The organism is Chryseobacterium sp. T16E-39, assembly GCF_002216065.1.
Lineage (GTDB): Bacteria > Bacteroidota > Bacteroidia > Flavobacteriales > Weeksellaceae > Chryseobacterium.
In genome coordinates, this window is the sequence record NZ_CP022282.1 from 1623767 (window position 1) to 1638795 (window position 15029).

A 15029-nucleotide genomic window follows, 5' to 3' on the forward strand; every position below is an offset into this window, starting at 1 on the left:
AATTATGCAGACCAATTCCGATATAAAAACATTGAATATAAAGTCTAACAGCAGCATCCTCCCTTTCGCTATTATTACTTTTATTTATTTTATTGTTGGTTTTTTAACCACCGTTAATGAACAGCTGCAAGCTCCCTTAAAGTTTACTTTTTTGGCGCATGCCGGAGGTTTAAAAAATACGTTTACGACATTAATTTCCTTTTTTTTCTTTTTAGGATATTTATTAAATGGAACTTTAGGAAGCAAATGGGTTAATGCTTTCGGATACAAAAACACGATCCTCAGAGGTTTATTTTTTATGATTTCCGGATTACTGATGTATCTATGCTCTTCATGGTTTGGGTATCGGTTTCCAACACTGGATTTCAAAATTGGTGATGCTGTTATTCCTTTTGGGTTCATTATTTTTGTTGTTGGATCTTATTTAATGGGAACTTCTGCTGCCATTATTCAGGTAGTTGTGAATCCTTATGCTGCTTCTTATCCTTTAAAAGGAACACAGCCAGTACAACGTCTGAATATTTTAACAGCAATTAATTCTATTGGGACGACCTCAGCACCTTTTTTTGTAACTATTGTCATGTTTAGTGGGATCTCTATAGAAAATATTGAAATCAAACAACTCTTATTACCACTCTCTGTATTGATTATCTGTATCGTAACCGTTATGATCATTACCAAGCGTCTTCATCTTCCGGATATTGAAAACACAAGAGCTGTTGGAGGGGAAAAACTGGAAAGAAGCATCTGGTCATTCCGACATTTTGCTTTAGGCGTAATGGCCATTTTCTTTTATGTAGGAACGGAAGTCGCAATTGGAGCCAATATCAATCTGAATGCCTTTGAATTGATGGAATCTGGGCACCCCATTACTTTTTTTGGGAAAACTGATATTATCATTGGTGGGATGGATCTGGGAATACATGCTTTATTATCTACTTTATATTGGGGTGGTTTTCTTGTTGGTCGATCTATCTCAAGTTTCTTCAGCAAAATTTCAGCAAGAACACAGCTCGCTACAACCACTGTCCTCGCCACAATATTAGCTATTACATCCATGATCACTCAGAACCTTTGGTTTCTGGTAGCGATTGGACTTTTACACTCTTCTATGTGGAGCTGTATTTATTCCCTTTCGATAAAAGGGTTGAATAAGTATACTTCAAAAGCTTCCGGTGTATTCATTTCCGCCGTATTTGGAGGAGCGGTATTTACCCTACTTCAGGGAGGATTGGCAGATCTTTTCGGTTCATGGAGATGGACGTGGATATTGACCGTAGTCTGTGAACTCCTTATGCTTTCTTATGCTCTCTTTGGATCCAAAATAAGAGAGAAAGATATTATTAATTAAACATTCATTTCTTCTACACATTCCTGTTTTCCGGTATTGAATTACCGGACCGGGAATGTCATTATCAAAAACCATATACCATTATGATCAAAATTAAAGCATTGATGATTACTTCGGTCATCATTGGAACCTCATGGGCTTACAGCCAGAAGCTGCATTCAGCATTACAGCTTAGAAACAGTCATCTATGGAGAGGTCAGGAAGTTTCTTCGGGATTAATTTATACGGGTGATGTTCATTTAGACGGTAAAAATTTTTACGGCGGATTTTGGGCTGGTGGAAATTTTGATGGCTCCTATAAAGAATTTAATAACTATATTGGTTATAAAAACAAGCACCTTACTGTAGAGCTTTGGGATATTTATAATTTTTCACCAGGCGCTACCTATAACAACAAAGAATTTTTCAATTATAATGCCAGCGAAACGGGACGCTTCTGGGATTTCAGGTCGTATTATACCCTCAGCGAAAAATTCCCCCTTGTGCTGAGCTGGAATACTGTCATCTTTGGCAGGGACCGGAATAAAGACAACACACAAAATAAATACTCTTCTTTTGTTTCTACTGAATATCCTGTTTACAGAAAAGAAAATCTTGAAGTCCGCGGCAGAATAGGATATGGTTTTGCACTAAACAATACCAACGGAGAAAAAGGAAACTTCTTTGCTAAGGAAGCTGGTTTTAATGAAATAAGTCTTATTATCACTAAAACATTTTCCATTGCAGGTTACCAACTTCCGGTAGGAATCTGGGGTATGTTTAATCCTGTAGGAAATAATGCTTATCTGCAGTTTTCGGTTCAGGCTTACGCTTTCTAATCTTTATTTGAGTCGCATCATGGTAACCAGTGAAGTAGCTACATGTGTTTCAGAAGAGCCATTTTCATCCACTGTATAAATTTCGGTCCTGATCACACTGATTTTCCCACCACCTTTTACCACATACGATTTCGAAACCAACGCCTCACCCATTGCCGGTCGCAGATAATTGACTTTAAGCTCTATGGTTACCACATAACAATCATCTTTATAATTGCTCACTGCAGCATAACCAGAAGAAACATCCACTAAAGAAGCAATCATTGCCCCATTGAACATCCCTGCTTTGCGTGTCATCATCTCCATTTTTGGAATTTTAATAGAAACGAAATCAGTTTCTACTTCAAGAAGTTCTGCTTTATAGAATTTTAATGTTTCTGATCGGTTGAAACTGTCTAGAATAAGTTGTTTTTTCTCTGGTGTCATGGATGGAATTATGAATCTTACAAATGTAGTGAAAGGATTGAAAACTTAGCTTGTAATTTTTTAATCACAAACCGAAGGTTCGACGTAGTCAAAAGGCACAAAAGTTTTTATACACGCTGTCATTGCGGACGAATGTGCTTGTACTGAACCTGTCGAAGTGAAGTAATCTTAACCCACAACAGTTTTGACACTTAAGTTACTTTAAGTTTAATACATACTGAATAGGAAGAACACATAAGTCTAGAAAAATTTTCGATTTTTTATATGAAACAAGCTTAATGAGCGAAGCTACCCTTTGCTCTCTTACCTAAATAATATTACATCCATCTTTGCGTTAAAAAATAAAACCACAAAAGGCACAAAAGTTTTTATACACCCTGTCATTGCGGACGAATGTGCTTGTACTGAGCTTGTCGAAGTGAAGTAATCTTAGCCCACCACAGTTTTGACACTTAAGCTTTTTTAAGTTTAATACATACTGCATAGGAAGTACACATAAGTTTTAAAAAAATCAAAGATTTTTTATGGGTGACAAATACCTTTTTGCAACTAAAAAACATAAGGGGTTTGGTATCATTGGGTTTAGCAGAAACTATTTGTAGATGATATATTGAGATTGCTTCACTCCGGTTCGCTGTGACAGGACGCTATCCCAACAGTACGGTGAAGTCATCAGATAATGAAAGAATACCTTCTGCCAGAGAATCAGGATGAGATGTGAAACCTTTTAATTTTGAGGTTTTCCCTTTCAGGATAAGATCAAGAAGTTGTTTTTCCGATAGTTTTTTTCCGAAGAGTTCAAATGGTATTTTAAATCCACAGTTTTTAAAATCAGAACATCCCACTGCCGTTTTTCCCTTGATCAGGTTGTGCTCTTTGCATTTAGGACATTTAGTTTCTTCAAAGGATTGAAGCTCTTTTTTAGGAGCCGGTTCTCTCTTTTTCTTTTCAACCACTTTTTCCTCTTCCTGAAGAGTGATCACCTTTCCTTTTCCATCCACCACTTTCCTGGTCAGCTCAGAAACCATTTGAATCAATTCTTCTTTAAACTGATTGGCTTCATATTCACCACTTTCAATTTTACGAAGCTTTAACTCCCATTCACCGGTGAGTTCGGGACTTTTCAACAATTCATCTTCAATAGTATCGATCAATTGAATTCCGGTCTGTGTGGCGATAAGGTTCTTTCTTTTCTTTTCAATATATTTTCTCTTAAAAAGAGTTTCTATAATATTCGCCCGGGTTGAAGGTCTTCCGATCCCATTGTTTTTCAATAATTCACGAAGTTCTTCGTCTTCAACCTGTTTTCCTGCCGTTTCCATAGCTCTCAAAAGCGTTGCTTCTGTATAAGGTTTTGGGGGTGAAGTTTTTCCCTGATGGATCATCGGATCATGAGGTCCTGTCTCTCCAACAGTGAATTCAGGAATGGTCTGCTCTTCCTCTTTATCTTTTTCTTTATCGGAACTTTCTTCTTTTGCATCTTTAGCATAAACCGCTCTCCAACCAGGTTCAAGAATCTGTCTCCCACTGGTTTTAAAAGGAATAGTCCCTACTTTTCCCTCTACCAACGTATTGGAAATTTTACATTCCGGATAAAAAACAGAGATAAAACGTTTAGCGATAAGATCATATACTAGTTTTTCTTCCCTGCTTAAATTTTGTGAAGGTGGAACTTCGGTCGGAATGATGGCATGGTGATCGGTCACTTTAGCATCATCAAAAACGGCCTTTGACTTCGGAATAGGCTGCTCCAGCAATGGTGAAATCAATTCCTGGTAAAAGTGCATTTTGCGGAGAATACCTTCTATTTTAGGATAAAGGCTTTCCGATAAATAGGTGGTATCTACACGAGGATACGTTACATGTTTTTTCTCGTACAGACTTTGAATATATTTTAAGGTACTGTCGGCAGAGTACCCAAACTTTTTATTGGCTTCCACCTGAAGTCCCGTCAGGTCGAATAATCTTAGATTTTTCTCTTTTCCTTCCTTGATTTCAAAAGAAACGATTTCAAAAAGATTAACCTTAAGATATTCCAATCCCTTTTCAGCCCGATCCAATGTTTTTAATCTATCAATGGCTGCATTGAAAATAACATCACGGTATTTGGTTTTTAATTCCCAATATTCTTCAGTATTAAAACTGTCAATTTCTTTCTGACGCTGAACCAACATCGCCAACGTTGGGGTCTGCACTCTACCAATGGAGAGAACAACTTTATTATTGCCAAATTTTTTGGTAAAAAGACGGGTGGCATTGATTCCCAACAACCAATCCCCTATTGCCCTGGCATTTCCAGCCAAATAAAGATTCTTGTAATCATCAGCGGGTTTTAATTTCTCAAAACCTTCTTTAATCGCTTCTTCGGTAAGTGAAGAAATCCATAAACGTTGAATAGGTTTGTTGCATTTTGCTTTCTGCAAGACCCACCGCTGTATCAGCTCTCCTTCCTGCCCGGCATCACCACAGTTAATCACCTCATCACATTCTTCAACTAATTTTTCGATTACTTTGAACTGATTTTCAACGCCTTTATTGGGAATTAATTTGATCCCAAAATTATTAGGAATGATCGGTAATAAAAACAGATTCCAGGATTTGTATTGAGGCCCATAATCATGGGGTTCTTTAAGGGTACAAAGATGACCGAATGTCCATGTTACACAATAGCCGTTTCCTTCCATATAGCCCTGCTTAGGCGTGGTAGCACCTAATACTTTGGCGATATCTCTGGCAACACTGGGTTTCTCGGCAATACAAAGCTTCATGAATATTCGGGATTAATGAAAGGGCTGCAAAATTCGGGATTTTTTTTGACTTTTGAGGAAAAAGTTATGAGCCGGATTTATTGAAGAGTAGCCATTGATTAATAAATAATGATCCATAATTATTTTACATTAAAAATTATATCCAACAAAAGCAGTTTGACCCACTGACTTTCAAATTATTATCAATTAAATTTTGTAGTTTTGGATAAGAAGTTTTTTATGGATCTTTCACAAGATAAAAATGACAGCTTCATTACCAGTGAGATAGGTAAGCAAGCATTTTGGTATGATTTCATCGTCTCTTTACAATACCGCTGGCATAGACGTATCGCTTTGCTTCTTCTTTTTGGCCTTTTATTCCTTACCTCAAAGGAAAAAGAATATACCGGTGCATTGGATTTGTATCTCAATATGGCATTTGTAGTTTATCTTTTGATTTTAATTTATCTGAATGTCTACGTACTTATTCCTAAACTACTGACCAAAAGTAAAATATTTCTTTACATTCTCAGTCTCATTATACTTGCTGTTTTCACTTTCGCAGTAGTGAACTATTTTGACCAACAATTTTATGAGTATCGAATTATAAAAAATGGAAGACCCACCTTTTCTTTTATCAGCCTTCTTCATTTCACGCTTTCCCTTAATATTATACTTGCTTCAACAACAGCTGTAAAACTGTTCCAAAATTGGTTAAGGAACCGGGAGAATTTTTACAGAATGCGGGAAATTAATTTTCAAAATGAGCTGGCTCTTTTAAAGAATCAGATTTCACCCCATTTTTTGTTTAATACACTAAACAATGCCAACATCCTGATTGAAAATAATCCCAAACTTGCATCTTCTCTTATTCTGAACCTTTCTGAACTCCTAAGGTATCAGATTTATGACTGTTCCGAAGAATCCATTGTCCTAAGTTCAGATATTCAGTTTTTTGAAAATTTTCTTTTTATAGAATCTTCCAGAAGGGATGATTTCGAATATGAGATTTTAGTAACCGGGGAAAAACATGATATCTTCATTCCCCCTTTGCTATTCATTCCTTTCATAGAAAATGCAGTAAAACATAACAGCAATGATCAGAAAGCTTTTATAAAAGTTCATTTTCACCTGGAAAACAATATTTTACATTTTACCTGTACAAATTCTAAAGATTCTGTTCAGCCAACTGCACGATCAGGAGGAATAGGGCTTACCAACATCAAAAAAAGGCTTGAACTTCTGTATCCGGATCGATATCAACTTACCATAGAAAATAATCCATCATCATTTTTTGTAGATCTTATTTTAGAATTATAAAATACTCGATTTAATGATGAAATTATCATCTTACCAATTCCATTGATTTGTCTTAAAATCTATATATTCTTTTGTTTTTCGTAATATTCTTTTTGAAACTGTTTTACTGTTTTTCCAGTGCCATCATGTCTCCAGCCTGGTGAATAAAACAGATATTTTAACCTATTTTTAAAAGATATTCCAGGTTGTCTGATATCTTTCCCAATCCTTCTCCATTCGTAGAAAAGGACCGTAGCAGGATCTTTAGATTTTATTTTGGGATATACTCCATACTTCACCGGAACTTCAGGATCTTCCTTTTCAAATGTTCCAAAAATTTTATCCCAGATAATCAGCCCCATTCCCATATTGCGATCAAGATATTTGATATTGCAGGCGTGATGTACACGATGATGCGAAGGGGTTACCAAAATATATTCTAAAAACCCCATGCTTTTAATTGTCTGTGTATGAATGAATGTACCGTAAATCTGTATTAAAGAATAGGCGATCATCACATGCCATGGATTAAATCCTAGAAATGCTAAAGGAGAAAAAAACAGGTACCTGTATAAAGGCTGGAATACCGGACTTCTAAAACCCGTAGTAATATTAAAATAATCGGAATTGTGATGGGTGATATGTACCGCCCAGAAGACACGGGAATGATGATCTACATAATGGTGGACATAATAGGCAAAATCCTGCGCGAGAAATACTGCAATCCAATACCATATTCCAAATTCCCAATCAAAAATACGATGGTGGTAAAAAAACATCATCACAAACATAGAAAAACCTTTCATGATGATATCCAGTCCATAATTCAGGAGTGCAAAAAGAATATTTGTTCCAAGATCTTTGGTTTCATATAATTTCTCTTTATTGAAATGGCTGTATCCCATTTCTATAAAAATTACTAAAATAAATACGGGGACAGTCCATTGCCAAATGACTTCCTGCCCGTGGGTTCCGAAAGTTTTATCAAAATCAAACATTTTTTATACGAAGCTAGAGTTTGCAACCATTCAAATCATTTTTATTAGATGAAAGTCTATTTTTTAATACCTCTAAGATACTTACAATCATTCAAAAAAGATAAAAAAAATGAACAAAATTAATCCTTAAACCAAACGTCATTATACTCGTCTGGATGACGTTTGAATTGAGCAAAAACATAAGGGCATAAAGGAACTATCTTCAAATCATTTTCCCGGGCATAAGAAACCAGCCTGTCAAGTAGTATTTTAGCAAAACCCTTCCCTTCGTGTTCAGGATTTACTTCTGTATGATAAACCGTTAACTTCTGTCCGATTACTGAGATATCCATTTTCCCTATTTTCTGATCATCCGAGAATAATTGTATTTCTCCTCTGTTGTGGGTACCGATAACAACTTCTGTTCTTTCCATTTTGCTTCTTTTTTAAATTAATTTTTTAATAGCATAAAGATAGGATGCTCATTCAAGCTGATCAATATCCTATGATAACTTCTCTATTACTTTGTGTTTTTACACCTAAATAACAAATCCCTTTTAAACCGGAATTTAAAAGGGATTGTTTTTTCAGATTTCTAATATAACATTAGAAAAAAGATTATAATTGTGGAGTATTTGTGACAATCAGCTCAAGATCACCTTCGTTGATCAGTGTTCCATTTCCAACACGCATTGAATCCACTTTAAAACTGGAATAATAAATATTGGGTAACTTAAACCATAGGTAAATATGGGAATCTGCTCCCACATACTGACCTGCTGTAATCGCTGTACTTGCAGCAACATAAGTCTTATTATTGATCAATGCTGCGGCAGGCTGGTAACAATACCCCACCCATGTCACATCAATGATGTCTGCATTTTGGTAATTGTACCCGGAAGCCCTGATATGAAACATCTTACTATCTGTATTGGTTCTGTAAGGCATTTTCATATGGAAGATCTTGTCTGTATTATACTCTGTAGTAAAATATTTAAGAATTCCTTCTCTGGTGCTTGCTATATCATCTGTTTTTACAAACTCGGGGTTATCCAGATGTACGTAACTGTCTAATAAATCTCCAAACTGTCCTTCTGTAGGTCTTTTTCCAGCTTTGAAGAAGTCTTTTAATTCTGTGATTATTTTTTTTGCCATGATAATTAATTGATTAAGTTTTTTAAATTTTCGATTTCTTTATTCTGTGAAATCATGTATAAGGTCAGTTCCTCAATTTTCTGAAGCAGTTTCATTTGAAAGTCTCCAATTTTAACTCCGTCTTTCATTATAGTTTTACCGGATGGGATTTCAGGAAGATGCTTATTCTCTTTAATATAAGATTCTAATTCCAGTAAATCAGGCATATCGTAATCATTTCTGATGGGAGAATAGTTATCGTAATATTTCTGGAAAACATAATCTGCAGGGACATTCGTGTCTACAATAACATCTTCAGCATGAATTTTTCCTTTTACAGTAAGTTTCTGATCGGGGTTTTTAGTTCCGATACCCACGTTTCCTGTTGAAGCCTGAATCCTGACTCTTTCGGTATTATTAGTTCCAATTGCAATAGGATTATCAAGAAGAGTCTTAATATTGACCACTCCCTGGCCATCTCTCGCAAATGACATTTCAAAAACATTATTTCCTAACTCATTAATATTAAGTCCGCCAATATTTGAAGGGCTTATAGTGGTACTGGAAATTTTTGAGGTTACAAAACCATTCACTTCAAGTTTTGATTGTGGATTATCTATGCCAATTCCAACATTCCCGGCATCCTTATTAAGCACCAGAACGTTTCCAACAGGATTGATATGTAATGGAGCTCCTGAATGACTTTGGATCCATGTACTTTGGTTGTTGAACCCCATTCTTAAATTTGGCAATGATTTATCCCCAAGAATAAATGAGCCACCATCATATGCGTCCGTAAATTCTGAAACCACCTGAAGTTTTGATTGCGGATTCGAAGTTCCTATTCCAACATTATTATTATAATAAACAGAATGCTTTCTCTGACCTGTAATCGGGTTAGCATATATCCCTGAAACTTTGGCCTTATCAATAACAGCAACTCCCTGTGACTGTTGAACAATTCTTATACTATAGGGATTCCCTGAAGAGCGTGTATGATATATGCTCAATTTGTATTGGTTTATAGCAGCATCCCAAACAATATCACCTATATAAATATTGTCAACGATTGGCCCGGAAGCTTCCATAATTCTGGAACTAGAGGGATTCCAGATATTATTATCAGGATTTCCTCCAAAAACAATCTGTTTTCTCAGTATCCCAATGGTATTTTCATTACTATAAGAGCCAACAATCTGAACTTCAAATTCACCATTTACATATCCATTTCCCAGTAAGATATCGACCGCAAGGTCACTTTGCTGGTGAGGAAAGAAAATGAAGAAATCTTTATACTTATAGCTTTCAGAAAATAATCCTGAATCCTCTAAATGAGCATAACTATCAAGGAGATCGACAAACTGATCTTCCGTAGGCCTTTTACCTGCTTTAAAATATTCTTTTAATTCTGTAATTGTTTTTTTTGCCATAATTTTTGTCTTTTGATGATCAGTTCCTCCTCCCATAAAGTTGGGAGGAACTGATTCATTTTCATTAATTCTAATAAGGATTAGTTGGGTCTAACAATAAAACTTTGCTCAACGATCATCCCAGTGGTTCCATCGGAAGAAATCCCTCCGTTATCGGTCCAGCTGCCTGCATCATAAACAGTGATCACTTTATCCTCAGTACTCAGCATTCCCGCAGTATTTTCGGCGATGACTTTAAAGTGATGGTAGATGGTATTACCCTCTGCATCTGCTATTAAAAGCGGATCCAGACCAATCTTTTCAAGTCTCAGGAAAATAGTATGATCATTCACATCAACGATCTCTTTAGGAATCCATGCATCAGTATTTGTTGCAGGATCATTTTCAAAAAGATAAAGCTGAACTTTGGAAGCATTATTGGGAAGAATATTCATTCTGGCAATTTCTTTCCAGTTCCCCTGGTTATTTAATTTATAAAGATGATACTTGCCTTTATAACATTGTTCCTTCCAATTCAGTAAACCTGAAGTCACTGTATTTCCGGTAACGGCATCCGATTCAAATTTTAGTTCAGGAGATGCCGGCAATACATTTTCCGTCATGGTTGTAATCATCAGTTTTGAGGCTTCAGAAGGTGCATATTCTGTTACAATAACATCAGCTGATCCGTCATAATTGGCATTGGCATATTCTACTTCGGCTTCTACAGTTACTTTATAATATAACGGATCTCCAAAAGGCGCTTCCGGCAGATCGGAAAAATCATCTTCCAATGTCCATATCTCATTATTTAAAAATCCTTCTGCCTCAAGGTCTAAGTCTTTTACTAAAGTCATTGTACGGATTGAAGTTGCATCTACCATATTAAGAGCACGATAGAGCTTTGCTTTCTTAACATTATGAATCTTATCGTATGAATTGATATTGACCTGCATTCTTGATGAGCTGCTTAAAATACCGTTTTCAAGGACCGGAATAACGCTTTTGATTTCCGGAGTTCTCAATGGGAATGAATTTACCATTCTGATCGGACCAATCGCCGGACTCGGATCACTTTGAACCATTTGTGCGTTGGTCTCTCTTACAGAGTAAAAATAAACACTGGTAGAAGCTCCGTCTAATGTATAATCTACAAAGAGGGTCTTATGCTTAGGACTTGTTTCCAATACTTTCATCATCGGAGCCATGTCAAACTCCGGAGAAGTTGGATTAAGCAAGGTTCCGTTCCTATCCCTGATGACCTGGGCTTTAGGAATTGGCTGATAACTTCCTCCTTTGATATGTTGATAAATAACAGGAATTTCCGTTAATGGCACATAGGTATTCTGAATCGTCTGCTTTACAAAGTCATAAAATTTTAACTGCCCATACTTACCATTAGGATCAGCAGGAATAACAATATGATCCATTGAATTAACCTGCGAAGGCAATATCGTTGGTAGGTTTTCCTGATAATGCAGGTTATGCTGGCCGATGAAATCATTAATTCCGTCAAAAAGCCTCTGATTATTTGGTAATGGCAGTGCATAACCATTATATACTTTAAATTGACCAGTCGCCAGATCTATGGTTGCATTGGCCACATCAGATAATCTTGAATTAAAAAATTCATCTCCATTTTTAATTCTGATATCTTCAACAGAATTAAGCAAAGGAACAGCTCCATAATCCGGCGTATTCTTATATAAGGAAGTTAACAAAATATCATCATTACTTCTTAAAAAGTAACACTGAAAGGTTTATGCAAATACTCTGTTGTAAAAGCATATGTAGATCTTCCAAAATAATCCGGTCTTGTAGCATATAAAGCTCCCAATGGTAATTGAGGAGTTTTTGGCGCTTCAATTTTTCTTCCGAATAACAACGATGGTGTAGATATTCTTGACTTATAGGTATATTGCAAATCTGAACTTCTCAGACCAAAAATGGAATATTTTTCAAGTGTATCCTCATCCTGGGGAAGAAGATGATCTTCTGTCAGTCGACAAGGAGCATTGTAATACAAATAAGCCCTGTATCCCGGATAAAAGTTTACATCAACCGTTCTGCTTGACGAAGTCTGCAGAGGATCTGTAGTATAAGCTTCATCTAAAGCATAAACCTTCAAATCACCCGTTCCTATATTATCAATTCTGATTACTTTCAGAGTTTTCTTTTCTCCATTAGGGTCATTATCCTTTGCAATACGCACACTTCCTCTGTACCATTGTATGCTATCTGCAGCAGGTACCGTGGAATATTGCGGATGATTATTAAGAACATATCCAGGAAATGTAATTTCATATAATCCTGAGAAAGTTGGGTTAAACTGATCTGTATATTGCTTTACAGATGCACTCCTGTTAATTCCCCTGAATTTTCTGAAATACGTGTTTTCAGTGACATCCGGTACCTGTCCGGAGCTGATCGTAATCTCTTCCGTATGAACAGGCCAGTTATTTCCTATTTTCACCTTTACCTGATGGGGATTTAAAGCTCCCCATGTCGTTGTATTCTGCATGTTTTCTACAATCATGAATGCATCATTCGCAGCTGGAACAACAAAGTTCAGAGGGTCAAACGGAGCAGAGCTGGTCTGACCAAAAGCATTACCCACCTGTTTTTTCAGAATATGAAATACAGGATGATTAGGATTGGAACCTGAAACAATATCGTGGATAAAGTACTCATCATTTGCTACCTTAAATACACCTCCGATATAATTCTGGAACTGCCCGACAGGAATATTAGGTGAGAGAGACTGATTCGCACTCGTTAAAGGCAGATCTTTCGATTGGATTACAGAGATCAAAGGATTTCCAGATAGGTCAGAGATCGTATCAATCATCCCGAAAATTTGTTTCGGCATTTCAGGTCTGAAGAAAACCTCCGCTTCATCCGCAAACAATTCTTCATTATCCGGAAGCGGATTAAAATCTACCAGCTGCTCACCATTAATAGCCTTATGATAAGAAATCATATCCTGTGCAGTATCATATTCAAAAGTAAGTCTCACAAGAGTCTTATCAGATCCCGATATTTGCGTCAGCAATTCCTGTTCATTCTGAGAGGTTAGCAATAAAGGCTGCTCCTGCTGAATCAGAAATGCATTAACACTGGAAGGAGGTAAAAGTGTATTAGCAGGCTTAATGTCTGATTCTACTTCCCAATTGACTGATGATGGCTGCGATCTTGAGAACCAATTGACACCATAAGATCCATACACATGTTTTCCCGATTTTGTTTCTTTGTGAAGGTAGGCAGGTTCTCCAAAGTCAGGAAGGCCGATTGCAACGGTTTCATACTTAGACTGATTGCCATTAGCATCCACATTGAAAAAAAGAGGATCGTGTGGAAGTTCAGGAGCTCTCCATTGGCTTTCATCGCTATCCCTGTATTCAATACCTACATAAACCGGATAGGTAAATTTAGACATATCAAATTCTACATTTGAATAGTAAAAAGGGCTGTCTGCCGGTTCATCCGGAATAAGTTCATCTGTTAATAAACTGATATATCTGCCTGTACCATCATGGGTATACCCTTCTGCATCTATGATTCCTGAGGTCGAACCACCTACTGTAGGATCAGCAGAAAAAATTCCTGGAACCGGTTCTTTTAAATTAACCGGTAAGCTAGGACGCTCATCTTGAAGAGAAGTAGGTAATGTAATATATACATGAGACACTTTTTTTTCACCCTGTCCATCTTTCAGATCGCCCCAAGTAGCATACTGAGCAGCATACATAAATTCTTCACCTTTGTAGACCTGATCATTAGTATCCAAACATCCCAGTCCCAGCATTCTCGCCACATGATAATCTAAAGATGCCATCTGCAGGATCGCCAGATGAGAAATTTCAAGAGGTGTATTAGGATCACTCGGATCGTCATTCAGGTAATAATAGTCCAGCGCCTGAGGGTTGGCCGGATCATCACTTAAATGTAAATATTGCTTTACAGAATCCTTGATTGTATTTCTGTCATCTGGTAAACTAGCCCATTTTTGATAGTAGTTCTCAATATTCACATATTCACCGTCATTGTACCGGGACCAAACTCCATGCACTGGATGACTACCCGGATCAGGATTTAATCTCCGATCCAAAACTTCACCATCATCCAATGAAAGACTGTACTTTCCGATCTCTTCCCACTTGCTTCTTTCTGAAAGATTATCATAGAATTCAAAATCAATTCGCTCTATAATACAATCTGTAGGTATAAAACGGATGCTACGTCCGTTTTCAGCAAATATCTTTTCTGAAAAATCTTCGATCTTTTTTCTGAATGTTACATTCTTTGGAAGGTTGAGTTTATTAGTTTCTACGGAAAGAATTTCTGTTTTAGCAAGCCCGTTGGCAGATGGAAATAATTTTGAAGCAAAAAATAACATTTCTTTACATTCCACTTCCACAATATTACTTCCATATTGGTTAAAAAAACCGACTGGATCTGAAAAAGGATCTATATTAGCCCTCACCTGCTGGTATTTATTTCTATTTCTGAAATAAACATAAAACTTTCTTCCTTCCTTATTTCCATACATCCATAAAGCTTCATTATCCACTACTGTCTGAGGACTGTCTTTAAGAAAAAGAGGGGTTGTAAGAGGATAATAAGGGGTTCTGAAAATGGTAATAAAATCTTCGGGTTTATTAAAACCTTCGGGATTACCCTGAAAATGATCTCCTTTTGGAAGATGTTCTGCAACAGGCCCTTTTAATGCCCATCTGAGATGGATTCCCGCTGTACTGTCACTCCCTTTGGATCCGGCTGACTGAATATACAGACAATCTGATTGTAAAAATGAATTACTGACAGGAGATGCAGCAAAGTTGTTTATATTATTATTGGTTGATGACATT

At 36.6% G+C, this 15029-nt stretch carries 11 protein-coding genes; 3 read left to right on the top strand and 8 right to left on the bottom strand.

Translation table 11 applies throughout. The features are described from left to right. The first annotated feature begins 4 nt into the window (after positions 1-4). On the top strand, positions 5-1351 hold the full coding sequence (locus tag CEY12_RS07400; RefSeq protein WP_089027082.1) for an MFS transporter: 1347 nt from the start codon (positions 5-7) through the stop codon (positions 1349-1351). 83 nt (positions 1352-1434) lie between these two features. After that, positions 1435-2169 (top strand): hypothetical protein, encoded by a 735-nt coding sequence (locus CEY12_RS07405; protein ID WP_089027083.1) that lies wholly within the window; start codon positions 1435-1437, stop codon positions 2167-2169. Between the two features lie 3 nt (positions 2170-2172). On the opposite strand, the gene CEY12_RS07410 is transcribed toward CEY12_RS07405, so the two are convergent. Both CEY12_RS07410 and CEY12_RS07415 read right to left on the bottom strand, forming a co-directional pair. Continuing rightward, on the bottom strand, positions 2173-2595 hold the full coding sequence (locus tag CEY12_RS07410; RefSeq protein WP_089027084.1) for a PaaI family thioesterase: 423 nt from the start codon (positions 2593-2595) through the stop codon (positions 2173-2175). A gap of 647 nt (positions 2596-3242) precedes the next feature. Continuing rightward, positions 3243-5363 (bottom strand): type IA DNA topoisomerase, encoded by a 2121-nt coding sequence (locus CEY12_RS07415; protein WP_089027085.1) that lies wholly within the window; start codon positions 5361-5363, stop codon positions 3243-3245. A gap of 219 nt (positions 5364-5582) precedes the next feature. Between CEY12_RS07415 and CEY12_RS07420 the strand changes: the two genes are divergently transcribed. Beyond that, positions 5583-6662, top strand: a complete 1080-nt coding sequence (locus CEY12_RS07420; RefSeq protein WP_089027086.1) for a sensor histidine kinase — start codon at positions 5583-5585, stop codon at positions 6660-6662. Positions 6663-6721: 59 nt separating this feature from the next. Here CEY12_RS07420 and CEY12_RS07425 read toward each other — a convergent pair whose 3' ends face one another. From CEY12_RS07425 to CEY12_RS07450, 6 genes are all read right to left on the bottom strand, one after another. After that, positions 6722-7639: a sterol desaturase family protein gene (locus tag CEY12_RS07425; RefSeq protein WP_089027087.1), complete on the bottom strand. Its 918-nt coding sequence runs from the start codon at positions 7637-7639 to the stop codon at positions 6722-6724. A gap of 119 nt (positions 7640-7758) precedes the next feature. Beyond that, the gene (locus CEY12_RS07430; RefSeq protein WP_089027088.1) at positions 7759-8052 is read right to left on the bottom strand and encodes a GNAT family N-acetyltransferase; all 294 of its coding nucleotides are present in this window, start codon (positions 8050-8052) and stop codon (positions 7759-7761) included. A 184-nt stretch (positions 8053-8236) separates the two neighbouring features. Beyond that, entirely contained in the window at positions 8237-8773 is a 537-nt protein-coding gene (locus tag CEY12_RS07435; protein ID WP_089027089.1) for a hypothetical protein, read from the bottom strand. Positions 8774-8778: 5 nt separating this feature from the next. Further along, positions 8779-10182 carry a hypothetical protein gene (locus CEY12_RS07440; protein ID WP_157676780.1) on the bottom strand — a complete coding sequence of 468 codons (1404 nt, stop codon included), beginning with the start codon at positions 10180-10182 and terminating at the stop codon, positions 8779-8781. Positions 10183-10262: 80 nt separating this feature from the next. Beyond that, positions 10263-11882: a hypothetical protein gene (locus CEY12_RS07445; RefSeq protein WP_089027091.1), complete on the bottom strand. Its 1620-nt coding sequence runs from the start codon at positions 11880-11882 to the stop codon at positions 10263-10265. 17 nt (positions 11883-11899) lie between these two features. Next, positions 11900-15028 (bottom strand): hypothetical protein, encoded by a 3129-nt coding sequence (locus tag CEY12_RS07450; protein ID WP_089027092.1) that lies wholly within the window; start codon positions 15026-15028, stop codon positions 11900-11902. Position 15029: the final 1 nt, after the last annotated feature.

Coding starts and splice junctions, on each gene's coding strand:
- CEY12_RS07400 (WP_089027082.1), top strand. CDS start 5: ATGCAGACCAATTCCGATATAAAAACATTGAATATAAAGTCTAACAGC.
- CEY12_RS07405 (WP_089027083.1), top strand. CDS start 1,435: ATGATCAAAATTAAAGCATTGATGATTACTTCGGTCATCATTGGAACC.
- CEY12_RS07410 (WP_089027084.1), bottom strand. CDS start 2,595: ATGACACCAGAGAAAAAACAACTTATTCTAGACAGTTTCAACCGATCA.
- CEY12_RS07415 (WP_089027085.1), bottom strand. CDS start 5,363: ATGAAGCTTTGTATTGCCGAGAAACCCAGTGTTGCCAGAGATATCGCC.
- CEY12_RS07420 (WP_089027086.1), top strand. CDS start 5,583: ATGGATCTTTCACAAGATAAAAATGACAGCTTCATTACCAGTGAGATA.
- CEY12_RS07425 (WP_089027087.1), bottom strand. CDS start 7,639: ATGTTTGATTTTGATAAAACTTTCGGAACCCACGGGCAGGAAGTCATT.
- CEY12_RS07430 (WP_089027088.1), bottom strand. CDS start 8,052: ATGGAAAGAACAGAAGTTGTTATCGGTACCCACAACAGAGGAGAAATA.
- CEY12_RS07435 (WP_089027089.1), bottom strand. CDS start 8,773: ATGGCAAAAAAAATAATCACAGAATTAAAAGACTTCTTCAAAGCTGGA.
- CEY12_RS07440 (WP_157676780.1), bottom strand. CDS start 10,182: ATGGCAAAAAAAACAATTACAGAATTAAAAGAATATTTTAAAGCAGGT.
- CEY12_RS07450 (WP_089027092.1), bottom strand. CDS start 15,028: ATGTCATCAACCAATAATAATATAAACAACTTTGCTGCATCTCCTGTC.